This window comes from Streptomyces olivochromogenes, from assembly GCF_001514115.1.
Taxonomy (GTDB): Bacteria; Actinomycetota; Actinomycetes; order Streptomycetales; family Streptomycetaceae; genus Streptomyces; species Streptomyces olivochromogenes.
This window is the reverse complement of the sequence record NZ_KQ948451.1, coordinates 885,901-910,667: the sequence shown is the minus strand read 5'-3', so window position 1 is coordinate 910,667 and position 24,767 is coordinate 885,901. Positions and strand designations below refer to the sequence as shown.

At 71.2% G+C, this 24,767-nt stretch carries 20 protein-coding genes and 3 pseudogenes; 9 read left to right on the top strand and 14 right to left on the bottom strand.

Translation table 11 applies throughout. The annotated features are described in order from the left end of the window. The first annotated feature begins 68 nt into the window (after positions 1–68). The 4 genes from AQJ27_RS04160 to AQJ27_RS04145 are packed head-to-tail and all read left to right on the top strand — an operon-like array spanning position 69 to position 4,492. The gene (locus AQJ27_RS04160) at positions 69–1,046 is read left to right on the top strand and encodes an ornithine cyclodeaminase family protein (RefSeq protein ID WP_067361696.1); all 978 of its coding nucleotides are present in this window, start codon (positions 69–71) and stop codon (positions 1,044–1,046) included. Then, complete coding sequence (locus tag AQJ27_RS04155; protein WP_067361694.1) at positions 1,043–2,188, top strand: NAD(P)/FAD-dependent oxidoreductase; 1,146 nt, start codon at positions 1,043–1,045, stop codon at positions 2,186–2,188. The genes AQJ27_RS04160 and AQJ27_RS04155 overlap by 4 nt, the downstream gene beginning before the upstream one ends. Next, on the top strand, positions 2,185–3,348 hold the full coding sequence (locus tag AQJ27_RS04150; protein ID WP_079064760.1) for a saccharopine dehydrogenase: 1,164 nt from the start codon (positions 2,185–2,187) through the stop codon (positions 3,346–3,348). Before AQJ27_RS04155 ends, AQJ27_RS04150 begins: the two co-directional genes overlap by 4 nt. After that, complete coding sequence (locus AQJ27_RS04145) at positions 3,341–4,492, top strand: saccharopine dehydrogenase family protein (RefSeq protein WP_067361691.1); 1,152 nt, start codon at positions 3,341–3,343, stop codon at positions 4,490–4,492. The genes AQJ27_RS04150 and AQJ27_RS04145 overlap by 8 nt, the downstream gene beginning before the upstream one ends. A 6-nt stretch (positions 4,493–4,498) precedes the next feature. On the opposite strand, the gene AQJ27_RS04140 is transcribed toward AQJ27_RS04145, so the two are convergent. From AQJ27_RS04140 to AQJ27_RS04130, 3 genes are read right to left on the bottom strand one after another with little or no spacing between them, the layout of a single operon-like run. Then, entirely contained in the window at positions 4,499–5,725 is a 1,227-nt protein-coding gene (locus tag AQJ27_RS04140; RefSeq protein WP_067361689.1) for a serine hydrolase domain-containing protein, read from the bottom strand. Positions 5,726–5,782: 57 nt separating this feature from the next. After that, entirely contained in the window at positions 5,783–7,195 is a 1,413-nt protein-coding gene (locus tag AQJ27_RS04135; RefSeq protein WP_067361687.1) for an MFS transporter, read from the bottom strand. Further along, the gene (locus AQJ27_RS04130; RefSeq protein ID WP_067361685.1) at positions 7,192–7,776 is read right to left on the bottom strand and encodes a TetR/AcrR family transcriptional regulator; all 585 of its coding nucleotides are present in this window, start codon (positions 7,774–7,776) and stop codon (positions 7,192–7,194) included. Before AQJ27_RS04130 ends, AQJ27_RS04135 begins: the two co-directional genes overlap by 4 nt. A gap of 99 nt (positions 7,777–7,875) precedes the next feature. Here AQJ27_RS04130 and AQJ27_RS04125 point away from each other — a divergent pair, with 99 nt between their 5' ends. Then, entirely contained in the window at positions 7,876–8,316 is a 441-nt protein-coding gene (locus AQJ27_RS04125) for a PPOX class F420-dependent oxidoreductase (RefSeq protein ID WP_067361682.1), read from the top strand. Here the strand turns inward: AQJ27_RS04125 and AQJ27_RS61195 are convergent. After that, positions 8,269–8,403, bottom strand: a pseudogene (locus tag AQJ27_RS61195) (NAD(P)-dependent oxidoreductase); the annotation flags it as partial. The gene AQJ27_RS04125 and the pseudogene AQJ27_RS61195 sit on opposite strands and share 48 nt — an antisense overlap. 53 nt (positions 8,404–8,456) lie before the next feature. Between AQJ27_RS61195 and AQJ27_RS60735 the strand changes: the two are divergent. Beyond that, positions 8,457–8,570, top strand: a pseudogene (locus AQJ27_RS60735) (TetR family transcriptional regulator); the annotation flags it as partial. Between the two features lie 279 nt (positions 8,571–8,849). Here AQJ27_RS60735 and AQJ27_RS04120 read toward each other — a convergent pair. Further along, positions 8,850–10,202, bottom strand: a complete 1,353-nt coding sequence (locus AQJ27_RS04120) for an MFS transporter (protein WP_067361680.1) — start codon at positions 10,200–10,202, stop codon at positions 8,850–8,852. Between the two features lie 303 nt (positions 10,203–10,505). Next, positions 10,506–11,171 (bottom strand): TetR/AcrR family transcriptional regulator, encoded by a 666-nt coding sequence (locus AQJ27_RS04115; protein ID WP_067361678.1) that lies wholly within the window; start codon positions 11,169–11,171, stop codon positions 10,506–10,508. Between the two features lie 162 nt (positions 11,172–11,333). Here AQJ27_RS04115 and AQJ27_RS04110 point away from each other — a divergent pair, with 162 nt between their 5' ends. From AQJ27_RS04110 to AQJ27_RS04100, 3 genes are all read left to right on the top strand, one after another. After that, the gene (locus tag AQJ27_RS04110; RefSeq protein ID WP_067362744.1) at positions 11,334–12,209 is read left to right on the top strand and encodes a shikimate dehydrogenase; all 876 of its coding nucleotides are present in this window, start codon (positions 11,334–11,336) and stop codon (positions 12,207–12,209) included. A gap of 212 nt (positions 12,210–12,421) precedes the next feature. Further along, entirely contained in the window at positions 12,422–14,224 is a 1,803-nt protein-coding gene (locus tag AQJ27_RS04105; protein ID WP_067361676.1) for a bifunctional sugar phosphate isomerase/epimerase/4-hydroxyphenylpyruvate dioxygenase family protein, read from the top strand. A 262-nt stretch (positions 14,225–14,486) separates the two neighbouring features. Then, entirely contained in the window at positions 14,487–15,449 is a 963-nt protein-coding gene (locus AQJ27_RS04100; RefSeq protein ID WP_067361673.1) for a hypothetical protein, read from the top strand. 53 nt (positions 15,450–15,502) lie between these two features. Here the strand turns inward: AQJ27_RS04100 and AQJ27_RS51750 are convergent. The 8 genes and pseudogenes from AQJ27_RS51750 to tkt all read right to left on the bottom strand — a co-directional run. Continuing rightward, positions 15,503–15,610, bottom strand: a pseudogene (locus tag AQJ27_RS51750) (TerB family tellurite resistance protein); the annotation flags it as partial. Between the two features lie 78 nt (positions 15,611–15,688). Beyond that, entirely contained in the window at positions 15,689–16,294 is a 606-nt protein-coding gene (locus tag AQJ27_RS04095) for a histidine phosphatase family protein (RefSeq protein WP_067361671.1), read from the bottom strand. Positions 16,295–16,299: 5 nt separating this feature from the next. Beyond that, complete coding sequence (gene gnd / locus AQJ27_RS04090) at positions 16,300–17,178, bottom strand: phosphogluconate dehydrogenase (NAD(+)-dependent, decarboxylating) (protein WP_067361669.1); 879 nt, start codon at positions 17,176–17,178, stop codon at positions 16,300–16,302. Positions 17,179–17,183: 5 nt separating this feature from the next. Further along, complete coding sequence (pgi, locus tag AQJ27_RS04085) at positions 17,184–18,833, bottom strand: glucose-6-phosphate isomerase (protein WP_067361666.1); 1,650 nt, start codon at positions 18,831–18,833, stop codon at positions 17,184–17,186. Continuing rightward, positions 18,826–19,764, bottom strand: coding sequence for a glucose-6-phosphate dehydrogenase assembly protein OpcA (opcA, locus tag AQJ27_RS04080; RefSeq protein WP_067361663.1), 939 nt, complete (start codon positions 19,762–19,764; stop codon positions 18,826–18,828). The genes pgi and opcA overlap by 8 nt, the downstream gene beginning before the upstream one ends. Continuing rightward, entirely contained in the window at positions 19,761–21,446 is a 1,686-nt protein-coding gene (zwf, locus tag AQJ27_RS04075; protein WP_235613390.1) for a glucose-6-phosphate dehydrogenase, read from the bottom strand. Before zwf ends, opcA begins: the two co-directional genes overlap by 4 nt. Then, positions 21,443–22,588 (bottom strand): transaldolase, encoded by a 1,146-nt coding sequence (gene tal, locus AQJ27_RS04070; RefSeq protein ID WP_067361660.1) that lies wholly within the window; start codon positions 22,586–22,588, stop codon positions 21,443–21,445. The genes zwf and tal overlap by 4 nt, the downstream gene beginning before the upstream one ends. A gap of 19 nt (positions 22,589–22,607) precedes the next feature. Then, entirely contained in the window at positions 22,608–24,683 is a 2,076-nt protein-coding gene (gene tkt, locus AQJ27_RS04065; protein ID WP_067361657.1) for a transketolase, read from the bottom strand. Positions 24,684–24,767: the final 84 nt, after the last annotated feature.

Here is a 24,767-nt window from a genome sequence, read left to right as displayed (position 1 = left end):
CGCCCGAGGGCGTCACCCGGAGGCGCCGGCTGTGGTGAGAGAGGTGCGCGCGGGGAAAGGTACAAGGAATGACCGACGACGTCCTGTACCTCTCCCGGGACCGGGTGACGGAGCTGTTGGACACCGATGCGGCGATCGCCTCGCAGCGCGCGGCGTTCACCGCGCTCGGTGACGGCACCGCCGAGCTCCCCGGCAAGATCATGCACCCCAGCCGATTCGACGACAGCGTCGTCTTCGCCTACCTCGCCCGGCTGTCCGTCGACACCGGGGCCGTCGCCAAGTTCGGCAGTGTCAACCCGGCCAACACGGCGGCCGGGCTGCCGACGGTGCACGCCGTGATCAACGCGCTCGATCCGGTGACCGGGCAACTCGCCGCCGTCATGGACGGTACGGCGGTCACGACCCTGCGCACCGCCGCGGCGAGCGCCGTCGCCCTCGACGCGCTGGCCACCGCCGACAGCGCGGAGCTGGGCCTTCTCGGCTCCGGCACCCAGGCCCTCGCCCACGCGCGGGCCGTCGCCCGGGTGCGGGACCTCAGGTCCGTACGGGTGTGGAGCCCGAACCCGGCCCGACGGGCGCGGGCGGCGCGGAGCCTCGCGACGGAACTCGGGGTCGCGACCAAGGCCGTCGACACGGCGGAGGAAGCCGTCGCGGGCCTGCCCATGGTCGCCGCCTGCACGCTCAGCAGCACACCCGTCGTACGCGGCGCCTGGCTGGCGCCGGGGTGCGCGGTCGTCAGCGTCGGCTCCTTCGAGCCCACCCGCAGCGAGGTCGACACGGAGGTCGTACGGCGGGCGGCGGCGGTCGTGGTCGACGACCCGGAGACGGCGGCCGAGCACGCCGGACCGATCGTGGACGCGCTGCGGGAGGGAGTGCTCACCCGCGCCGACCTGATCCCGCTCGGCGGCGTCCTCACCGGCAGCCACCAGGCCCGCACCCACCCCGACGACATCGTCTTCTACAACAGCGTCGGGCTCGGCATCCAGGACGCCGCCGCGGCCTGGGCCGTGATCGCGGCCGCTCGTGCCCGGGAGGCGCGCGGATGACCGGCAGCGCGCGGGTCGTCGTCATCGGCGGCGGGGTGATGGGCACGAGCATCGCCTACCACCTGGCCCGGGCCGGTGTACCGGACGTGGTCCTCGTCGAGCGAGACGAACTCGCCTCCGGGTCCACCTCGCGGGCCGCGGGCGGGGTACGGGCGCAGTTCTCCGACGAGCTGAACATCCAGCTGGGTGCCCGGAGTCTGGAGGCGTTCGCCCGTTTCGGTGAGGAACCGGGCCAGGACATCGGGCTGCGCCGGGTCGGCTATCTGTTCCTGCTGTCCACCCCCGAGGAGGTCGCCGCTTTCGAGGACGGCGTACGGCGGCAGAACGCGCTCGGGGTGCCCAGCCGTCTGATCGATCCGGCCGAGGCCCAGCGGCTGTCCCCGCTGATCACCACCGACGGGCTGCTGGCGGCGGCCTTCTCCCCGGACGACGGGCACTGCACGCCCGAGTCCGTCGTGCAGGGCTACGCGGCCGGGGCCCGCCGGTACGGCGCGACCGTGCTGCGGCACCGCGAGGTCACCGGCATCGAGACCCGCGGCGACGAGATCACCGCGGTCGTCACCAGCCAGGGGCGGATCGCCACCGACACGGTCGTCTGCGCGGCCGGCGCCTGGTCCCGGGCGGTCGGCGCGATGGTGGGCGTGGACCTGCCGGTGGAACCGCTGCGCCGCCAGATCGCCGTCACCGAAGCCGTCCCGGGCCTGCCGCCCGACCTTCCCATGACCATCGACTTCACCACGAGTCTCTACTTCCACAGCGAGGGCCCCGGCCTCCTCCTCGGCATGTCCGACCCCGACGAGATCCCCGGCTTCGCCACCACGTCCCACGACCGCTGGATCCCCCGCCTGTCCGAGGCGATGGAGCGCCGCGCCCCGGCCCTGCTCGACCTGCGCCGGACGGGCGGCTGGGCGGGCCTGTACGAGATCACTCCGGACCACAACGCCCTGATCGGCGAGGCGCGTTCGTGCGCACGCTTCCTGTACGCGACCGGGTTCTCGGGCCACGGCTTCCTCCAGGGACCGGCGGTCGGCGAGGTGATCCGTGATCTGTACCTGGGCCGCGTACCCTTCGTCGACATCAGCCCCCTGAGCGTCGAGCGCTTCACCGCCGACGCCCCGCGCCCGGAGGTCAACCTCGTATGACCGAGCTCCACTTGTGGCTGCGCCACGAGATCCGTACGACCGAACGGCGTACCCCGATCGTGCCCTCGGACGCCCGACGGCTCGTGGAGAGCGGCGTGACGCTCACGGTCGAGGAGTCGCCGCAGCGGGTCTTTCCGATCGAGGCGTACGAGGACGCCGGGTGCCGGGTCGCGAAGGCAGGCTCCTGGGTGTCGGCGCCGCCGGACGCCGTAGTCGTGGGCCTGAAGGAACTCCCGGACGGACCACCCGAACTGGCACACCGTCATGTCTTCTTCGGGCATGCCTACAAGCGGCAGCCGGGGGCAGCCGCTCTGCTCCACAGGTTCATCGCCGGGGGCGGGGCCCTGCTGGACATCGAGTACCTGGTGCACGACGACGGGCGCAGGCTCGCCGCGTTCGGCTACTGGGCCGGATACCTGGGCGCCGCCCTGGCGGTGCTGCACCACCGGGGCAGCCTCAAGGGCCCGTTGCGGCCCACGTCGAAGGAGGAGCTGGACGCCGAACTCGCCTCCGAGGAGGGGGAGATGCGGGCCCTCGTCATCGGCGCGCTCGGCCGCAGCGGCCGGGGTGCCCGGGTGGCGCTGGGCGTGGCCGGGGTCGAGCCCACCAGCTGGGACCTCGCCGAGACCCGTGAACTGGACCGACCGGCGCTGCTGGCACACGAGTTGATGGTCAACACCGTGCTCACCACCCGGCCGATCCCGCCCTTCCTCACGGACAAGGACCTCGACGAGCCCGGCCGCCGGCTGCGCACCCTGTGCGACGTCACCTGCGACGTCGGCTCCCCCCTGAACGTACTGCCGATCTACGACACCACGACGGACTGGACGCACCCCGCCCGCCGCATCCGCGAGCGGCCCGCCCTCGACCTGATCGCCATCGACAATCTGCCGTCGCTGCTGCCGCTGGAGGCGAGCGTCGACTTCTCGGCGTCGCTGCTGCCCCAGCTGCTGGAGTTCGGGGTCGGCGGCCCGTGGGGGCGTTGCCTGGACCGCTTCCACGAGGCGTGCCGCGCCCTCGAAGCAGAGGAAGCCGGGGTAGCTGAGGAAGCCGAGAAGACAGAGCACGTCGAGAAGACAGAGCACGTCGAGAAGACAGAGCACGTCGAGAAGACAGAGCACGTAGAGAAGGCAGCGGAAGGGGAGTCGCGTGATGTCTGAGGTGACGGCCGCGAGCGGCACCGTCCACTGGATCGGCGCGGGCCTGTCCACCGGCCGCGGTCTCGCCGCGACCTGCGACGCCGCCGACCGCGTACGCCTGTGGCACCGCACCGAGGAGCGTGCGGCGCGCAGCCTGGAGGCGCTGGGTCTGACCGGGCGGGCCGAGCCCCGTGCGTACACACGGGCGGCGCTCGCCGCCGAGCTCGCCCCCGGAGACGTCGTCGTCTCCATGCTGCCCGCACCCGAACACGCCCCGCTGCTCGCCGTCTGCGTCGAGCGCGGCGCCCACTTCGCCTGCTCCAGCTATGTGTCGGACGCGGTCCTCGACCAGGTGCCTGCGGCCGAGGCGGCGGGAGTGGTGGTGCTGACCGAGTGCGGGCTCGACCCGGGCATCGACCACCTCTTCGCGCACAGTCTGATCACCCGGGCCGAGGCCGAGATCGGCGCCGGGTCGGCCGCCTCGTACCGCCTCACCTCGTACTGCGGCGGCGTCCCCGCCGTGCCCAACGACTTCAAGTACCGCTTCAGCTGGGCACCCGCGGGCGTGCTGAACGCTCTGCGCTCGCCCGCCCGCTATGTCGAGGACGGCACCGAGACCACCGCCGACCGCCCCTGGGAGGCCACCCGCCCCCACCTGATCGACGGCGAGGCCTTCGAGGTCTACCCCAACCGCGACAGCGTGCCCTTCGTCGAGCAGTACGGGCTTCCCGGCACCTGGAAGCCGGAGACCTTCGTGCGCGGCACCCTGCGCCTCGACGGCTGGCTGCGGGCCTGGGACGCGGTCTTCGAGGAGTTGAAGGCGGGCGACGACCGGCGGATCACGACCCTCGCCCAGGAGCTGGCCAAGACCTATCCGACCACCGACGCGGACCGTGACCGGGTCGTCCTCGCCGTCTGTCTCGACGTGCGCGGCGGCTCCGGCGCGACCTGGTCGGGGCGCTACCTCCTCGACCTCGTGGGCACCGCCGAGGAGAGCGCCATGGCCCGCTGTGTCTCCCGCACGCTCGCCCTCGGGGTCCGCCACATCCTGGACGGTTCGCTCCCGCCGGGGCTCGCCCGCGCCGCGGAGTCGGCGCAGCGCTCCGAACAGTGGCTGGCCGAACTCGCCCGGGAGGGAGTGCCCTTCACCCTGCGCGCGGGGTAGCCGGGCTCAGTCGAGCACCGCCTCGTGCACGAGCCGCTTGAGCTCGGGATAGATCGAGTGGGACGAGGACGGGCGGACCTGGGTGTAGAACTGCACGGTCAGGTCGTGGCGCGGGTCGACCCAGAAGGTCGTACTGGCGACCCCGCTCCAGCCGAACGCGCCCTCGCTGGACGGCGACCGGGTGATCTCGGGGTCCACCACGACGGAGACCCCGAGGCCGAAGCCGAGCCCCGCGTTGCCGGGTTCCCTGTGCAGCGCGCTGCCGAAGGTGCGGCGGTCGACGCCGCCCGGGAGGTGGTTGGCGGCCATCGTGTCCACGGTCTCCGGCTTCAGCAGCCGGGCCCCGTCGAGTTCGCCGCGACGGCGGAGCATCTCCATGAAGCGGTGGTAGTCGTACGCGGAGGCCACCATGCCGCCGCTGCCGGAGAGGAAGCGCGGGCGGCCGTGCAGAGGGAGCCCGGCGATCGGGGTGATGCGGCCCTCGGTGTCCTCGCCGTAGAGCTCGGCGAGCCGCCCGGCCTGCTCGTCGGTGACGCAGAACCCGGCGTCCGTCATCCCCAGCGGCCCGAAGATCCGCTCGGCGAGGAACTCGTCGAGGTCCTGCCCCGACACCACCTCGATCAGGCGGCCGAGCACATTGGTGGAGACGGAGTAGTTCCACTCGGTGCCCGGCTCGAACTGCAGGGGCAGGCCCGCGTACACGTCGCAGGTCCCGGCCAGGTCCGCGCCCGGCGCCACCGACGACTCCAGACCGGCCTCGCGGTAGAGCGCGTCGACGGGGTGGGAGTGGTAGAAGCCGAAGGTGAGACCCGAGGTGTGGGTCAACAGATTCCGGATCAGGAGGGGTTGACCGGCCGGGCGGGTCTTCATGTCGGCGCCCGACCCGCTGACGTACACCCGGGGGTCGGCGAAGGCGGGGAGGAAACGGGCGACGGGGTCGTCGAGCCGGAAGCGGCCCTCCTCCAGGAGCATCAGCGCGGCGACCGAGGTGACCGGCTTCGTCATCGAGTAGATCCGCCACAAGGTGTCGGTCTCGACGGGGAGTCGGGCCTCGCGGTCGCGGTGGCCGTACGTGGTGAGGTGCGCGACCCGGCCGTGCCGGGACACGGACACGAGGTAGCCGGGCAGCCGGAGGTCGTCGACCAGGTGGGAGAAGTGCTGGTCCAGGCGGGCCAGCGCCTTCGGATCAAGGCCGGCCTCGCTCGGCTCGATCTCTTGTCGCAGATGTCCCATGGTTCTCCTCCGGACTGCGGCTCTCGGACTCGCTCGTCCTCATCGTCTCGCTCGCCCTCATCGTCTCGTACGGACTTCGCGAGTGGCGTCGCCGGGTGGGTGACCGGCGGGTCGCCGCTCGGCGACCGGTGCGTCGCCGCGGCCCGGCAGCCGCAGCGCCGACAGCGCGCCGACCGCCGTGAGGGCCGCGAGGACGGTCAGCGCGGGGCCCATGCCGAAGCCGGCCAGGCCGACCAGCGTGGTCGCGACGGCCACCCCCACCGTCGGTCCGATGTTCATCGCGGTCTGCTGGAGCCCGCCCGCCACCCCGGCCGACCCGGCGGACGCGCGGCGTACGACGACGGCCGTCGCGCTCACCATCACCGCGACGAACCCCGCGCCCAGGAGCAGGAATCCGGCGCCGATCGTCAGGTCCGTCGAGGCGCGGTCGAGCCGGGACAGCAGCAGGACGCCGAGGAGGAGCAGCAGCATCGCGGTCCCGGTCGTGCGGCGTGGGCCGTAGCGGCGCAGCAGTACGGCGGAGACCGGCGCGCCCAGCACCATCATCACGGCCAGCGGGAGCGCGCGCAGGCTGCTCTGGAGCGGGTCGAGGCCGAGCACGTCCTGAAGGTAGTAGGTGCTGACGAAGAGGGTGCCGAACAGCGCGGCGGAGGCGCACACGAGGGTGCCGAGCGCCGCGCCGACCGTGGGGGAGCCGAGCAGGCCGGGCGGCATCAGCGGGCTCGCCGCGCGCCGTTCGTGCCGTACGAACGCGGCTGCCGCGACCGTCGCCACGAGCGGCCCGAGCACGGTCGTCGTGGTCAGGCCCGTTTCCGGCAGCGCGACGAGCGTGCGCACCAGGGCGACCAGGGCCACCGCGAGCAGCGCCGCGCCGGGCAGGTCGAGTCCGGCCGCCGAGCCTTTGGCCCGGGGCGCGTCCCGGACGGTCAGGGCCAGGGCGGCGATGACGAGCGCGGGTACGACGTTGAGGAAGAAGACGGCACGCCAGCCCAGCTGGGTCACCAGCGCCCCGCCGACGAGGGGGCCCGCGGCCGCGGCGAGACCGATGGCGCTGGTGCGCAGCGCGATGGGCATGCCGAGCCGGTCGGGCGGGTAGGCCGCGCGCAGCATCCCGAGCGTGGCGGGCTGCGACAGCGCGCCGAAGACCCCCTGGGCGACCCGCAGTCCGATGACCCAGCGGATGTCGGGCGCCAGACCGATCCCCGCCGACGCCGCCGCGAACCCCACCATCCCCACGGCGAAGACCTGTTGGTGGCCGTACCGGTCCCCGAGTCGGCCCGCGAACACCAACAGACTGGCCACCGCGATGAGATAGCCGGTACTGGTCCACTGCACCTGTGCGAACGACGCGTCCAGGTCGCGTCGCAGTGTGGGCTGAGCGACGGTGAGGACGGTTCCGTCCAGCGCGACGATCACGGCCCCGACGACGCTGTTGGTCAGCGTGAGACGGCGCCGCGCCGAGGGTTTCACCGCTCCTCCGGTCCGAGGTGCGCGTCCAGCGCGGCATCCAACAGGGGTACGAAGTCGGTGGCTCCGGTGGCGAGTTGGAGGCTGCCCCAGCCCCACAGCTGGGCGATCCCGTGCAGGTTCGCCCAGAGGGCGCCCGCGACGAGCGCGGCGTCGGCCTCGGGGCGTGCCCGGCCGACCAGGTCCACCAGGACGCCGAACAGCGGCAGGCTGGTCTCCCGGAGCCCCAATTTCCCACTCTCCAGGAGATCGTGGCGGAACATCAGTTCGTACATCCCGGGCTGAGTGAAGGCGAAGTCGAGATAGACCCTCCCCAGCGTCGTGAGCCGGGCGCGGGGACTTGCCCCTCCGTCGCCCAGCGCCTCCGTCGCCCGGGCCCCGAGGTCGGCGAAGCCCCGGCGCGCGATGGCGGAGAGCAGTTCCAGATGGGTCGGGAAGTAGCGGCGCGGGGCACCGTGGGAGACGCCCGCGCGACGGGCGATCTCCCGCAGGGTCAGAACCTGCGCTCCCGCCGTGGACACCAGATCCACGCCCACCTCGATCAACCGGGCCCGCAGCCCCGTGTCCGCTTCATTTTCATTCATAGACACTGTCTACCAGTACTCGTAGACACTGTCTATCGTGTTGCTAGACGGTGTCTACGTGACGGGAATGGCCATGCGTTCCCCGGGGTTGAGCGATACATGACTCAGGACGCGACGCAGGACACGCTGCTCAAGCTGCTCTCCGAGTACGACGGCGGGGTGCTGGTCACCCTCAAGAAGGACGGCAGGCCCCAGCTGTCCAACGTGAACCACGCCTACGATCCCGATGAGCGGATCGTCCGGGTCTCGGTCACGGACGGCCGCGCCAAGACCCGCAATCTGCGCCGGGACCCGCGGGCCTCCTACCATGTGACCGCCGAGGACCGTTGGGCGTACACGGTCGCCGAGGGGACCGCCGAGCTCACTCCCGTCGCCCGGGACCCCCACGACGAGACCGTCGAGGAGTTGGTGCGGCTCTACCGGGCGGTCCGAGGCGAGCACCCCGACTGGGACGATTACCGGGCCGCCATGGTCAGCGACGGCCGGCTCGTCCTACGGCTCCACGTGGAGCGCGCGTACGGCGTCCCCCGCGGACGCTGAACCCGCTCCCTCGTCGCTGCGGGCCTCGATTGCGCGGAGCACGGCCACCATGTCGGACCCGCCGTGGCCCTGTGCCACGGTCTCGTCGCCACCAGCCGCCCGGCCCCCGCCGGGACCCGCGACCCGGAGACCGGGACCCGATCAGCGTGGCACAGCTCATCCGGTGCGACGGGGTCAGCGCGGCGGGGATGCGTGAGGTCGCCGCGCATGCTCGGGCGCCGCGCGGATCGCTCCAGCACTACTTCCCTGGCGGCAACGGTCATGATCAGCGCCCTGGAGGGGGCACTCCTCATCGTCAGGACCGAACGGGACGTACGGGCCCTGACTGCCGTGAACGACGAACTAGGTCCCTTGCTGGACGGGGCCCGAACGGTGAGCCGAGGGTCGACAGGATCTCCGCGCACACCGGCCGCCCCTGAACCCGGCCGGGGTGCGCGGAGTGGCTCTGTGTAACCGCGCCGTTTCTGTCCGCTGGTACCGGCCGATGTTCTTGCCGAAAACGTCAGCTGTCAACCGTGCCCCCCGTCGGGCGGTCAGGCGCTCACGGCCTCGCGCTTCGCGGCGTCCTGGTGCGACCGCTCGCCCAGGTCCTCCGTCGGCACCGTGTGCGTCTCGCGGGCCGTGACCGCGGCGAGCACCGGCGGGATGCACAGCGCCGCGGTGAACAGCGCCACCGACGACCAGTCGTCGCCGCCCGGACCCGCTATCCGCGCGGCGAAGGTGACCGCGAACCCGGCGACGGCGAAGCCGATCTGCGTGCCGATCGCCATACCGGAGAGCCGGACGCGGGTGGAGAACATCTCGCCGTAGAAGGACGGCCAGACACCGTTGGCCGCGCTGTACACGACACCGAAGGCGAGGATGCCGAAGAGGAGGACGAGGGGGTACGAGCCGGTCGAGATGGCCCACAGGTAGGCGAACATCAGCACGGCGCTGCCCGCGGCGCCGATCAGGAAGACCGGGCGGCGGCCGATCCGGTCGGAGAGCGTGGCCCAGGCGGGGATCGCGCCGAGGGCGACGATGTTGGCGAGCGCGCCCACCCACAGCATCTGCGTGCGCGACAGCCCGACCGAGTCGCTCGTGCCGTACGCCAGCGCCCACACCGTGAAGATCGTGCTGACCGAGGCGATCAGGGCGCCCGCGACGACCCTCAGGACGTCCGCCCAGTGCTCGCGGAGGAGCACGAGGAGCGGCAGGTCGGGAACGCCCTCGCTCGCGGCCTGCTGGGTGAAGGCCGGCGTCTCCTGGAGGGTGCGGCGGATGACATAGCCGACCACGGCGACCGCGACGCTCGCCCAGAACGGCACGCGCCAGCCCCAGGAGAGCAGTTGGTCCTCGGGCAGCGCGGCGACCGGCAGGAACACCAGGGTCGCCAGGAGCTGGCCGCCCTGGGTGCCGCTGAGGGTGAAGCTGGTGAAGAAGCCCCGCCGGTGGGGCGGCGCGTGTTCCAGCGTCATGGAGTTGGCGCTCGCCTGCTCACCGGCCGCGGAGATGCCCTGGAGGACGCGGCAGAGCACCAGCAGGACCGGGGCGAGGCCGCCGACCTGAGCGCGCGTGGGCAGACAGCCGATGAGGAACGTCGACAGGCCCATCAGGATCAGCGTGAAGACCATGATCTTCTTGCGGCCGACCCGGTCGCCGAAGTGGCCGAGGAAGAGCGCGCCGACCGGGCGGGCCGCGTACGCGACGCCGAACGTGGCCAGCGAGAGGAGGGTCGCGGTGGCCGGGTCCGACGCGTCGAAGAAGACCTTCGGGAAGATCAGGGCCGCGGCGCTGCCGTAGATGAAGAAGTCGTAGTACTCCAGGGCGCTGCCGATCCAGGCGGCCATGGCGGCCTTCCGGGGCTGGCCGGGCGGCGCGTCGAGCGGGACGGCGGGGACAGACACGGCGTGCTCCTTCGAGGGAACTCCGGGGACGGGAGTGACGGAGTGACGGAGGGGAGAGGTGCCGGGGCCCTGGGGGTGTACGGGTCGGCCGTGCCGGATGCGACGAGTCTGCTCGACGGTGGGAGGTCTGCTCAACGTTGCGCGTCCGGCTAATTAACCCACTGGATAGTTAGTAGCGGATGGGTACGGATGTTGCGCCCACGTTTCCCGGGTGTCAAGAGGTCGTGCTGAAGGATCCCTCCCGGCCGTGCCCCGCCCCGGCCCCGGAGAGGGGCACGGAGCGGGGGGACGGTCCTGCCGTTCTCAGTCCTGCGTGCGGTCCGCCGTCAGATAGGCGATGACCATGTCGCCGAGCATGGTCCGGTAGTGCTCCCGCTGGTCGGGGGCGACCAGGTCACGGCCGAAGAGGGCGCCGAAGGTATGCCGGTTGGAGACCCGGAAGAAGCAGAACGAGCTGATCATCGCGTGCAGGTCCACGGCGTCGACGTCGGCCGTGAACAGCCCCGACTTCCGGCCGGTCTCCAGGATGCGGCGGATCACCTCCAGCGCGGGCGAACCGATCGTCCCGAGTTCCTCGGACGCCGCTATGTGCTCCGCCTCGTGGATGTTCTCGATGCTGACCAGCCGGATGAAGTCCGGATGCGCCTCATGGTGGTCGAAGGTCAGCTCGGCGAGCCTGCGGATGGCCGCGACCGGGTCCAAGTGCTCGACGTCCAGCTCCTGTTCGGCCATCCGGATCACGGAGTACGCGCGCTCCAGAACCGCCGTGAACAGCTGCTCCTTGCCGCCGAAGTAGTAATAGATCATCCGCTTGGTGGTGCGGGTGCGGGCGGCGATCTCGTCGACGCGGGCACCGGCGAAGCCGGCGCGGGAGAACTCCTGGGTCGCCACGTCGAGAATCTCGGCCTTGGTCCGGGCGGCGTCGCGGATGCGCCCGGCGGGCCGTGCAGGTTCTTCGACGCTGGTCATCGGCTTCCTTCGGGCGAGGGGGTCGGTGCCCGCGATTGTAGAAGCAGGGTCTGCCGCCGTGGTCCCGAGTTCCGGGGCGGGCCTTCACGCGAGCTCGGGATGCTGATATAGCTAACGTACTAGTTCGTACATTAGTGAGCGCTCAGGAGGTCCGCCGTGACCATGGACACGTATCTCGTCGGCCTCATCGGTTCCGGTATCGGCCCCTCGCTCAGCCCCGCGCTGCACGAGCGCGAGGCCGACCGGCAGGGACTGCGCTATCTGTACCGGCTGATCGACATCGACGTGCTCGGGGTCGGGCCGGAGGCGGTAGGCGATCTCGTACGGGCCGCGCGGGACCTCGGCTTCGACGGGCTGAACATCACGCACCCCTGCAAGCAACTGGTCATCGACCACCTCGACGAGCTCGCTCCGCAGGCGGCGGCCCTCGGCGCGGTCAACACCGTCGTCTTCGAGGGGGGCCGCGCGATCGGGCACAACACCGATGTCACCGGGTTCGCGGCGTCCTTCGCGCGCGGGCTGCCCGATGTCCCGCTGGAGCGGGTCGTGCAGCTGGGCGCGGGCGGGGCGGGGGCGGCGGTCGCCCACGCCGTGCTGACGCTGGGCACGGGGCACGTCACCGTCGTGGACGCGATGCCGGACCGGGCGGCGGATCTCGCCGCCGCGCTGAACCGGCACTTCGGTGCGGGGCGGGCGGCGGCCGCGACGCCGGACGCGCTCGGGGGGCTGCTCGGCCTGGCCGACGGGGTGGTGCACGCGACGCCCACCGGGATGGCGGCCCATCCCGGGCTGCCGTTCCCGGCCGAGCTGCTGCATCCCGGTCTGTGGGTCGCCGAGGTGGTGTACCGGCCGCTGGAGACCGAGTTGCTGCGCACGGCCCGGGCGGTGGGGTGCGCGACGCTGGATGGCGGGGGCATGGCCGTGTTCCAGGCGGCGGACGCGTTTCGGCTGTTCACGGGGCGGGAGCCGGATGCCGTTCGGATGCTGGCGGACATTGCTGAGCTGGCGGGTGTACCGGGTGCGGGTGTTGGCGGCTGAGGGCGCCTGATGGGTGGGGTGGCTCGGGTTGTGTGGCGGGGTGCGGGGGCGTGGGGGCTGGTCGCGCAGTTCCCCGCGCCCCTTGCGGGGCGGGTGCGCGGGGTGCGGGGCGCGCCCACGCGGCGGAGCCGCACATGTCACAGCCCCGCGCCCCTTACGAGGCCCGGGCCTCGCCGGGCCCGTGTGTGGAGCGACAGCTAAGGAGTATCGACGTGCGTACGTCCATTGCCACTGTCTCGCTCAGTGGGTCCCTGACCGAGAAGCTCACGGCCGCGGGGCGGGCGGGGTTCGACGGGGTGGAGATCTTCGAGAACGATCTGCTCGCGAGCCCCCTCACACCCGAGGAGATCCGGGCCCGCACCGCGGACCTCGGTCTGAGCATCGACCTGTACCAGCCGATGCGGGACATCGAAGCGGTGCCCGAGGCGGAGTTCGCCCGCAATCTGCGCCGGGCCCGGCACAAGTTCGAACTCATGCGCCGCCTCGGCACCGACACGGTCCTGGTCTGCTCCAGCGTCTCCCCGCTCGCCGTGGACGACGACGCGCTCGCGGCCGACCAGCTGCGCCGGCTCGCGGACCTCGCACAGGACTTCGGCATGCGCGTCGCCTACGAGGCGCTCGCGTGGGGCCGACATGTGAGTACGTACGACCACGCCTGGAGCATCGTCGAAGCCGCGGACCACCCCGCCCTCGGCACCTGCCTGGACAGCTTCCACATCCTCGCCCGCGGCGGCGACCCCAAGGGGATCGAGGACATACCCGGCGAGAAGATCTTCTTCCTGCAACTGGCCGACGCCCCCCTGATGGCGATGGACGTCCTGCAGTGGAGCCGCCACTACCGCTGCTTCCCGGGCCAGGGCGGCTTCGACATCGCGGGGTTCCTCGGACACGTCCTGCGGGCCGGATACCGCGGACCGCTCTCCCTCGAGGTCTTCAACGACGTCTTCCGGCAGGCCGAGGCCGGGCCGACCGCCGTGGACGCGCGTCGCTCCCTCCTCGTCCTCCAGGAGGCGACGGGACTCGCGGCCCCGCCCGCGCCCGTGGCGGCGACCGGTGTCGCCTTCGCCGAGCTCGTCACCCCCGACGTCGAACCCGTCACCGCGCTCCTCGGCGCCCTCGGCTTCACCCGCAGGGCCAGGCACCGCAGCAAGCCCGTCGATCTCTGGCAGCACGGCGAGGCCCGTGTCCTCGTGAACACCGGACCGGCCGCCCGGCGCGACGGCACCTCCCTCGCCGCCGTCGGCCTGGAGTCCCCGGACCCGGCCGCCGCGTCCCGGCGCGCCGAATCCCTCCTCGCCCCGGTCCTGCCCCGCCGCCGCGCCCCCGAAGACGCACCGCTGGACGCGGTGGCCGCCCCCGACGGCACCGAACTCTTCTTCTGTGTCACGGATCGCTCCGGGCATCCCGAACCCGATGGGTGGACGGGCGACTTCGTGCCGGTCCCGCACGAACGACTCCCGCAGTACGTGGCCCGCATCGACCACCTGGCCCTCACCCAGCCCTGGCACCAGTTCGACGAGGCGGCCCTCTTCCACCGCAGTGTGCTCGGGCTGAGCGCACAGGACAGCGTCGATGTCGCCGACCCCTACGGACTGCACCGCAGCCGCGCGGTCACCAACGCCGACGGCAGCGTCCGTATCGCCCTCGGCGTCGGGCCCGCCCCCACTGACGAGGGCGCCCGCGCCCAGCACATCGCCCTCGCCACCGACGACGTGGTCACCGCGGCCCGCCGCTTCCGCGAGGCCGGCGGCCGACTGCTGGCGATGCCCGCGAACTACTACGACGACCTCGCCGCACGGTATGAGTTCGCCGACGGCGAGCCGGAGACGTACCGCGAACTCGGCATCCTCTACGACCGTGACGCGGAGGGCGAGTTCCGCCACTGCTACACGGAAACGGTCGGCCGCGTCTTCTTCGAGCTCGTCCAGCGTGACGGCGGTTACCGGGGCTACGGAGCGCAGAACGCCCCGGTGCGACTGGCCGCGCAGCACCTGCCGCGCCGGCCGGGGCGCTGACCCCTCGGCCGCGTCACGCCGCCACTCGCGTCACGACGCCGCTCGTCCGAGCCCCAGGCGGCGCATATTACCCGTCAGTTGACATTGAAACACCAATGACCACCGCTATCATCACACCACCCGCGGAACACCTCTGCGGAGCGACCGTCGGCCGATGACAGCGGCAGCGCGGTATCGCCCCCAGTCTGCTGCCCAGGACGTGGAGCAATCGGCCTCCGGCTCCGAGGCCGGTTTCAGTGCTTCACGTTCTGAGAGGGAGCCCATGCCGGGAGACCGCTTCACCCCCGACTTCGACCCCGACTATGGGGACGCGCCCCTCACCACCGCACGCAAGGACATCGCCAACGGGCGCTGGCAGGGTCTGCGGGATCTGCTGCGGGTGACCGGCCCCGCGTGGTCCGTGCGCGCCCACCGGATCCGGCTGCTCGCGCCCGCGTGCGCGGGCAACTCCGCGGTCGAGTCCTGGCTCGCCGCGGAGCCGCGCAGCCCCGACGCCCTGGTACTGCGGGCCGCGACCGAGGTGGCCAGGGCCTTCACCCTCGCCACCGCCGCGGGCGGGCGCGTACCCGTCGAGCAGCGGCGCGTCGACCGGGCGGTGATGGCCTGTCTGCAGGGCGCCGAGGCCTACCCCGATGACCCCACACCCTGGATCTGCCTCATCTCCGTCGCCCGGCTCTACGCCGCCGGGGTGCGCCGCCAGGAACTCGGCCGCTGGTGGGACGAGTTGCACGCCCGCGACCCCTACACGATCGAGGGGCACCTCCACGTGCTGCGCTACTACTCGGCGCGCTGGCACGGCACCCACGGCCTGATGTACGACTTCGCCCGCGACGCGGCGGCCGTCGCCCCACCGGGCTGCGCGCTGCCGGTCCTGGTGCAGTTCGCCCGCGTGGAGGAGTACCGCTTTCTCCAGGAGGAGGCGAACGGGCGGCCGGACGTGCCCGTCGACCTCGACGGGCACTGGAACCACGAGGGAGCCGTCGACGACGTACGGCACACCTGGCAGCGCTGGATCGCCGCACGCCCGGACGGCCAGCCCACGCCGGAGGAGGTGCGCGACCTCAACTATCTGGCGCACGCCGCCAGTTACGCCGGTCAGTGGGATCTCGCGGCCCCGCTCTTCCGGACCCTGGGGGTGCGTGCCAGCAGGATGCCCTGGTCCCGCACCGGCGACCCGGAGGCGGAGTACGTGAAGTGGCGCGGGCGCGCCACGCGCGGCGCCTGAGCCACCTCACGTGTCCCGGCCGTCGAGGTGGCACGGCCGGGACCGCTGGGGAACTACAGGTCGAACTCGTGCGGCGGCAGGTCGAGCGTGAAGCACGCCTCGCGCACGACGACCTGCTCAATCTTGTCGAAGTCGCCGTCGGCGCCGCCGATGACGATGCCACTGCCCAAAGGGCGAGAGGTCCGGCCCGCCCCGGAGGGCGGACCGTGACCTCGTCGATTTCTACAGCAATGTAGAAACTAGCGAACCGCCGCAGAAGTTCCGGTGGCGTTCCACTCGGCGATCACAGGATGCCCGTGCTCGGTGGACAGCCGGCTGACGGTACCCGTCGCGAGCTGGAACAGCCGCCCGTCCGCGGGGGACAGCCCCAGCCGACGGGCCGTCAGCACGCGCAGGAAGTGGGCGTGTGCCACGAGGATCACGTCGCCGTCGGCGAGCGCAGGACCGACGCGGGACAGCACGCGGTCGGCGCGCTCTCCCACCTCCGCCGGTGACTCGCCGGGACGGCCGTCGGGGCCGGGCGGCACGCCGTCGTTCCACAGGAACCAGTCGGGCCGGGTGCGGTGGATCTCGACGGTCGTGACGCCTTCGTACGCGCCGTAGTCCCACTCGTGCAGATCGGCATCGGCCTCGGCCCCGTACACTCCCGCGAGTTCCGCCGTGCGTATCGCGCGGCCGAGCGGGCTGGTCAGGGCCAGGGCGAAGGTCCGGCCGGCGAGCAGCGGGGCGAGGGACTTGGCCTGTTCCTCGCCGTGCTGGGTGAGGGGGAGGTCGGTCCAGCTGGTGTGCTGACCCGACACGCTCCACTCGGTCTCACCGTGGCGGACCAGCAGGAGGTCGCCCATGGTCGTTACTTCGCCGACTCGACGGCGTGGCCGCCGAACTGGTTGCGCAGTGCCGCGATCATCTTCATCTGCGGGGAGTCGTCCTGGCGGGAGGCGAACCGGGCGAAGAGGGAGGCGGTGATGGCGGGCAGCGGGACGGCGTTGTCGATGGCCGCCTCGACGGTCCAGCGGCCCTCGCCGGAGTCGTCCGCGTAGCCGCGCAGCTTCTCCAGGTGCTCGTCGTCGTCCAGCGCGTTGACAGCGAGGTCGAGCAGCCAGGAGCGGATGACGGTGCCTTCCTGCCAGGAGCGGAAGACCTCGCGCACGTCGGTGACGGAGTGGACCTTCTCCAGGAGCTCCCAGCCCTCGGCGTAGGCCTGCATCATGGCGTACTCGATGCCGTTGTGGACCATCTTGGAGAAGTGGCCCGCGCCGACCTTGCCGGCGTGCACGAAGCCGGCGTCGCCCTCGGGCTTGAGGGCGTCGAAGACCGGCTGCACCTTGGCGATGTGCTCGGCGTCGCCGCCGACCATGAGCGCGTAGCCGTTCTTGAGGCCCCAGACGCCGCCGGAGACGCCCGCGTCGACGAATCCGATGCCCTTGGCGGCCAGTTCCTCCGCGTGCTTCTCGTCGTCCGTCCAGCGGGAGTTGCCGCCGTCGACGACGGTGTCACCGGGCTCCAGGAGCTCGCCGAGCTGGTCGATGGTGGACTGCGTGGCGCCGCCGGCGGGGACCATCACCCACACCACGCGCGGGCCTTCGAGCGCGCTCACGAGTTCGGTGAGGCTGCTCACGTCCGAGACCTCGGGGTTGCGGTCGTAGCCGACGACCGTGTGGCCCGCGCGGCGGATCCGCTCGCGCATGTTGCCGCCCATCTTGCCGAGGCCGATGAGTCCGAGCTGCATGACAGTCACTTCTTTCGGAGAGTGCGGTACGCGGCCACGAGGGCGGCGGTGGAGGGGTCGAGGCCGGGCACGTCGGCGCCTTCGGTGAGCGCGGGTTCGACGCGCTTGGCGAGGACCTTGCCGAGTTCGACGCCCCACTGGTCGAAGGAGTCGATGTTCCAGATCGCGCCCTGGACGAACACCTTGTGCTCGTAGAGGGCGATGAGCTGCCCGAGGACCGACGGCGTCAGCTCGCTCGCGAGGATCGTCGTCGTCGGGTGGTTGCCCTTGAACGTCTTGTGCGGGACCAGTTCCTCGGGCACGCCCTCGGCGCGCACCTCGTCGGGCGTCTTGCCGAAGGCGAGGGCCTGGGTCTGCGCGAAGAAGTTCGCCATCAACAGGTCGTGCTGGGCGGCGAGTTCGGGCTCCAACTCGTCGACCGGGTTGGCGAAGCCGATGAAGTCGGCCGGGATCAGCTTCGTGCCCTGGTGGATGAGCTGGTAGTAGGCGTGCTGCCCGTTGGTGCCGGGCGTGCCCCACACCACAGGACCGGTCTGCCACTCCACCGGGTGGCCGTCGCGGTCCACCGACTTGCCGTTGGACTCCATGTCCAACTGCTGCAGGTAGGCGGTGAACTTGGACAGGTAGTGCGAGTACGGCAGTACGGCGTGCGACTGGGCGTCGAAGAAGTTGCCGTACCAGACGCCCAACAGGCCGAGCAGCAAAGGCGCGTTGGCCTCGGCGGGAGCCGTACGGAAGTGCTCGTCGACGAGCCTGAACCCGTCGAGCAGCTCCCGGAACCGGTCCGGGCCGATCGCGATCATCAACGACAGGCCGATCGCCGAGTCGAAGGAGTAGCGTCCGCCGACCCAGTCCCAGAACCCGAACATGTTCGCCGTGTCGATGCCGAAGTCGGACACCTTCCCGGCGTTCGTCGACAGCGCCACGAAGTGCTTGGCGACGGCCTTCTCGTCGCCTTCGAGCGCGGCGAGCAGCCAGGCCCGCGCCGAGGTGGCGTTGGTGATGGTCTCGATCGTGGTGAACGTCTTCGAGGCGATGACGAACAGCGTCTCGGCCGGGTCGAGGTCGCGGACGGCCTCGTGCAGATCGGCGCCGTCCACGTTCGACACGAACCGCACGGTCAGCGAGCGGTCGGTGAAGGCCCGCAGCGCCTCGTACGCCATCGCCGGACCGAGGTCGGAGCCGCCGATACCGATGTTGACGACGTTCTTGATGCGCTTGCCGGTGTGACCGGTCCACTCGCCGGCGCGGACCCGCTCGGCGAAGTCGGCCATCTTGTCGAGCACGGCGTGCACGCCAGGGACGACGTTCTCCCCGTCGACCTCGATCACCGCGTTCCGCGGGGCCCGCAGGGCGGTGTGCAGCACCGCCCTGTCCTCGGTGACGTTGATCCTCTCGCCGCGGAACATGGCGTCCCGCAGTCCGAACACATCCGTGGCGGTGGCCAGTTCCTGGAGGAGGGCGAGGGTCTCGTCCGTGATCAGGTGCTTGGAGTAGTCGATCCGCAGATCGCCGACCCGCACGACATAGCGCTCGGCGCGCGCGGGGTCGGCGGCGAACAGCTCACGCAGTTGCGGGTGGAGCAGACCGTCCGCGCGGTGGTCCTCCAGGGCCACCCACTCCGGACGCCGCGTGAGCTTGGGGGAGTCAGACATGACGGGGGGTCTCCTTGGTGCCGCTCTCGCCCCGCAGGGCGACGGCGTACATCTCGTCCGCGTCGAGGCGGCGCAGCTCCTCGGCGATCAGCTCGGAAGTGCTGCGCACCTTCAGCGCGAGGGTGCGGGAGGGCTGTCCGGGCAGCGACAGCGTGGCCAGCGGTCCCTCGGGCCGGTCGATCACGATCTCGCCGTTCTTCGTGCCGAGCCGCACCGCGGTCACCACCGGACCGGCGGTGACGACCCGCTCGACCGGCACTTCGAGCCGGGCGCCCAACCAGCGGGCGAGCAGCTCGGCACTCGGGTTGTCGGCCTCGCTCTCGACGGCGGCCGAGATCACCTTCGTACGGGCCTGGTCGAGCGCGGCGGCCAGCATCGAGCGCCAGGGCGTCAGCCGGGTCCACGCCAGGTCGGTGTCGCCCGGCGCGTACGAGTTGACGCGGGCCTGCAGGGCCGTGAGCGGGGCCTCGACGGCGTACATGTCGGTGATCCTGCGCTGCGCGAGGGCGCCCAGCGGGTCCTTGGCGGGCACCTCGGGGGCGTCCACCGGCCACCAGACGACGACGGGCGCGTCCGGCAGCAGCAGCGGCAGGACCACGGAGTCGGCGTGGTCGGACACCTCGCCGTAGGTCCGCAGCACGACGGTCTCACCGGCACCGGAGTCGGCGCCCACCCGGACCTCGGCGTCGAGGCGCGAGTTGGTGCGGTCGCGCGGGGTGCGGGCGTGCCGCTTGATGACGACCAGGGTGCGCGAGGGGTGCTCGCGCGAGGCCTCCTCTGCGGCCTTGATCGCGTCGTACGCGTTCTCTTCGTCGGTGACGATGACCATCGTCAGGACCATGCCCACGGCGGGGGTGCCGATGGCGCGGCGCCCCTGCACGAGCGCCTTGTTGATCTTGCTTGCCGTGGTGTCGGTCAGGTCGATCTTCATGGCCTGCGCCAGCTCCGTCCGTCTCGTGCGAGCATCTCGTCGGCTTCCTTCGGACCCCAGCTGCCCGAGGGGTACTGCGCGGGCTTGCCATGGGTCTCCCAGTACTCCTCGATCGGGTCGAGGACCTTCCAGGACTCTTCCACCTCCTGATGGCGGGGGAAGAGATTGGCGTCGCCGAGCAGGACATCCAGAATCAGCCGTTCGTACGCCTCCGGGCTGGACTCGGTGAACGACTCGCCGTAGGCGAAGTCCATCGTGACGTCCCGGATCTCCATCGACGTACCCGGGACCTTCGATCCGAAGCGCACCGTCATGCCCTCGTCGGGCTGGACGCGGATGACGATCGCGTTCTGGCCGAGCTCCTCGGTGGCGGTCGAGTCGAAGGGGGAGTGCGGGGCGCGCTGGAAGACGACCGCGATCTCCGTCACCCGTCGGCCGAGGCGCTTGCCGGTGCGCAGGTAGAAGGGGACGCCCGCCCAGCGGCGGTTGTCGACCTCCAGCTTGACGGCCGCATAGGTGTCGGTCGTCGACTTGGGATCGATGCCCTCCTCCTGCAGATAGCCGCGCACCTTCTCGCCGCCCTGCCAGGCCGCCGCGTACTGGCCGCGCACGGTGTGCTCGCCCAGGTTCTCCGGCAGCTTCACCGACTTGAGGACCTTGAGCTTCTCGGTCAGCAGCGACTCGGCGTCGAAGGCGATCGGCTCCTCCATGGCGGTCAGCGCCATCAGCTGGAGCAGGTGGTTCTGGATCACGTCACGGGCCGAACCGATGCCGTCGTAGTAGCCGGCCCGGCCGCCGATGCCGATGTCCTCCGCCATGGTGATCTGCACGTGGTCGACGTACGACCGGTTCCAGATGGGCTCGTACATCTGGTTGGCGAAGCGGAGCGCCAGGATGTTCTGGACGGTCTCCTTGCCGAGGTAGTGGTCGATGCGGAAGACCTGCTCCGGGTCGAACACGTCGTGCACGAGCGCGTTCAGCTCGCGCGCGCTCTCGAGGTCGTGGCCGAACGGCTTCTCGATGACCGCGCGCCGCCAGGAACCCTCCGGCGGACTCGCGAGCCCGTGCCTCTTGAGCTGCTGGACGACCTTCGGGAAGAACTTCGGAGGCACGGAGAGGTAGAACGCGTAGTTGCCGCTGGTGCCCCGGGCCGCGTCCAGCTCCTCGATGGCGGAGCGCAGCTGCTTGAACGCCGTGTCGTCGTCGAAGGTGCCCGGGATGAACCGCATGCCCTCGGCGAGCTGCTGCCAGACCTCCTCCCGGAACGGGGTGCGCGCGTGTTCCTTCACCGAGTCGTGCACGATCTGCGCGAAGTCCTCGTCCTCCCAGTCGCGGCGGGCGAACCCGACGAGTGAGAAGCCCGGCGGCAGCAGACCGCGGTTGGCGAGGTCGTAGACGGCCGGCATCAGCTTCTTGCGGGACAGGTCGCCGGTGACACCGAAGATGACGAGGCCCGAGGGACCCGCGATACGGGGGAGGCGGCGGTCACGGGGGTCACGGAGCGGGTTCTCCCAGTCCGCCACCGGAACGGGGCCGTTGCTCTTGGCCTCCGCCTTCACATCGACTGCCGTCACATCGACCGCCTTCACACCGACCGGTTCCACGGTCGTGTCACCAGATCCCTCCGGCGTGGTGGCCGCATCCTGCGGGGTACCGTCGGGAAGCGCTTCAAGCTCGGTCATTCCCCCTCAACTCCCTTGCTGCTCAGCGAGGTCGCGACCGCGTCGAGCAGATCCTCCCAGGCCGCCTCGAACTTCGAGACGCCCTCGTCCTCCAGCTGGTTGACCACCTCGTCGTAGGAGATCCCGAGCCCTTCCACGGCGGCGAGGTCGGCGCGCGCCTGGGCGTAGCCGCCGGTCACCGCGTCGCCGTGGATGTCACCGTGGTCGGCCGTGGCGTTGAGCGTCCCCTCCGGCATGGTGTTGACCGTGCCCGGCGCGACCAGCTCGTCGACGTACAGCGTGTCCTTGTACGAGGGGTCCTTGACGCCCGTCGAGGCCCACAGCGGGCGCTGCTTGTTGGCGCCGGCCGGGGCGAGCGCGGTCCAGCGGGCGGAGGCGAACACCTCTTCGTACGCCTCGTAGGCGAGCCGCGCGTTGGCGAGCGCCGCCCTGCCCTTGAGGGCGAGGGCCTCGTCGGTGCCGACCTTCGTCAGCCGCTTGTCGATCTCGCTGTCGACGCGGGAGACGAAGAAGGAGGCGACGGAGTGGATGGTGGCGAGGTCGATGCCCGCCGCCTTGGCCTTCTCCAGGCCCGCCAGGTAGGCGTCCATCACCTCGCGGTAGCGCTCCAGGGAGAAGATCAGCGTCACATTGACGCTGATGCCGAGGCCGATGACCTCGGTGATCGCCGGGAGGCCGGCCTTCGTCGCCGGGATCTTGATCATCACGTTCGGGCGGTCGACGAGCCAGGAGAGCTGCTTGGCCTCAGCGACGGTCGCCCCGGTGTTGTGGGCGAGGCGCGGGTCGACCTCGATGGAGACCCGGCCGTCACGGCCGGCGGTCGCGTCGTGGACCGGGCGCAGGATGTCGGCGGCGGCGCGGACGTCGGCCGTCGTCATCATCCGGACGGCCTCGTCGACCGTCACGCCGCGCTCGGCCAGGTCGCCGAGCTGCTCCTCGTACCCCTCACCGGAGCCGATGGCGGCCTGGAAGATGGAGGGGTTGGTGGTGACGCCCACCACGTGCCTGGTCGCTACGAGTTCGGCGAGGTTGCCGGAGGCGATGCGCTTGCGGGAGAGGTCGTCCAGCCAGATGGAGACGCCTTCGTCGGAGAGGCGCTTCAGGGTTACCGCGGTCGCGGCTGCTTCGGTCACAGTGATCATCTTCCTTCGTGCGATCGGATCAACCGCGGGCGGCGGCAAGGGATTCCCGCGCGGCGGCGGCGACGTTCTCGGCGGTGAAGCCGAACTCGGCGAACAGGGTGTTGGCGTCGGCGGAGGCGCCGAAGTGCTCGAGGGAGACAATGCGTCCGTGGTCACCGACGTAGCGGTACCAGGTCAGGCCGATGCCCGCCTCGACCGCCACGCGAGCCTTCACGGACGGCGGCAGGACGCTCGCCCGGTACTCCGGGGACTGCTCCTCGAACCACTCCACGGACGGCATCGACACGACCCGGGTGCCGATCCCCTCGGCCTCCAGCAGCTCACGCGCCTCGACGGCGAGGTGCACCTCGGAGCCGGTGGCGATCAGGACCAGCTCGGGCGTCCCGGTCGAGGAGTCACGCAGCACGTAACCACCCTTGGCGGCCTCGGAGTTGGCCTCGTAGGTGGGTACGCCCTGGCGGGTCAGGGCCAGGCCGTGCGGGGCGGGGTGGGTGGCGTGCCGCTTGAGGATCTCGGCCCAGGCGATCGCGGTCTCGTTGGCGTCGGCCGGGCGGACGATGTTCAGACCGGGGATGGCGCGCAGCGAGGCCAGGTGTTCGACCGGCTGGTGGGTGGGGCCGTCCTCGCCCAGGCCGATCGAGTCGTGCGTCCAGACGTACGTGACGGGGAGCTGCATGAGGGCGGACAGGCGTACGGCGTTGCGCATGTAGTCGGAGAAGACCAGGAAGGTGCCGCCGTAGATGCGGGTGTTGCCGTGCAGCGCGATGCCGTTCATCTCCGCGGCCATGGAGTGCTCGCGGATGCCGAAGTGGACGGTACGGCCGTACGGGTCGGCCTCCGGCAGCGGGTTGCCCTTCGGCAGGAAGGAGGACGCCTTGTCGATGGTGGTGTTGTTGGAGCCGGCCAGGTCGGCGGAGCCGCCCCACAGTTCGGGGATCACCGAACCGAGCGCCTGCAGGACCTTGCCGGAGGCGGCGCGGGTGGCGACGGAGGTGCCCGCCTCGAACGCCGGGAGCTTGTCCTGCCAGCCCTCGGGAAGCTGGCCGGCGACGATCCGGTCGAACAGCCTGGCCCGCTCGGGCTGCGCGGTGCGCCACCCGGCGATCCGCTTGTCCCAGGCGGCGTGTGCCTCGGCACCCCGGTCCAGGGCCTGGCGGGCGTGGGCGAGGACCTCGTCCGCGACGTCGAAGGACTTCTCCGCGTCGAAGCCCAGCAGACGCTTGGTGGCGGCGACCTCGTCCGCGCCCAGCGCGGAGCCGTGCGAGGCCTCGGTGTTGCGGGCGTTGGGCGCGGGCCAGGCGATGATCGTGCGCATCGCGATGATCGAGGGCCGTCCGGTCTCGGCCTGCGCCGCCTTCAGCGCCGTGTACAGCGCGCGGACGTCGATGTCGCCGTCGGCCGAGGGCTCGATGCGCTGCACATGCCAGCCGTACGCCTCGTAGCGCTTCAGCACGTCCTCGGAGAAGGCGGTGGCGGTGTCGCCCTCGATGGAGATGTGGTTGTCGTCGTAGACGAAGACCAGGTTGCCCAGCTTCTGGTGGCCCGCGAGGGAGGAGGCCTCGGCGGAGATGCCCTCCTCCAGGTCGCCGTCCGAGACGATGCCCCAGATGGTGTGGTCGAAGGGCGACTCACCCTCCGGCGTCTCGGGGTCGAACAGACCGCGCTCGTAGCGGGCGGCCATCGCCATGCCCACCGCGTTCGCCACACCCTGCCCCAGCGGACCGGTCGTCGTCTCCACGCCCGCGGTGTGCCCGTACTCGGGGTGACCCGGCGTCTTCGAACCGTGCGTGCGGAACGCCTTCAGATCGTCAAGACCCAGCTCGTAGCCGGAGAGGAACAGCTGCGTGTAAAGGGTCAGCGAGGTGTGGCCGGGGGACAGGACGAACCGGTCGCGGCCGGTCCACTCCGGGTCGGCGGGGTCGTGTCGCATCACCTTCTGAAAGATCGTGTACGCGGCCGGGGCCAGGCTCATCGCCGTGCCCGGGTGGCCGTTTCCGACCTTCTGAACGGCGTCAGCGGCCAGGATGCGGGCGGTGTCGACCGCCCGGCCGTCCAGCTCGGTCCATTCGAAGCCGTCAGGGCTCTGCGTACTCATCTTCAAGAAGTCCTCACTGGATCGGGAATCGCTGGTGGAACGCCTTCAAAACTAAAAGTCTGACTTTTGCCAGGGAAGGTGCCC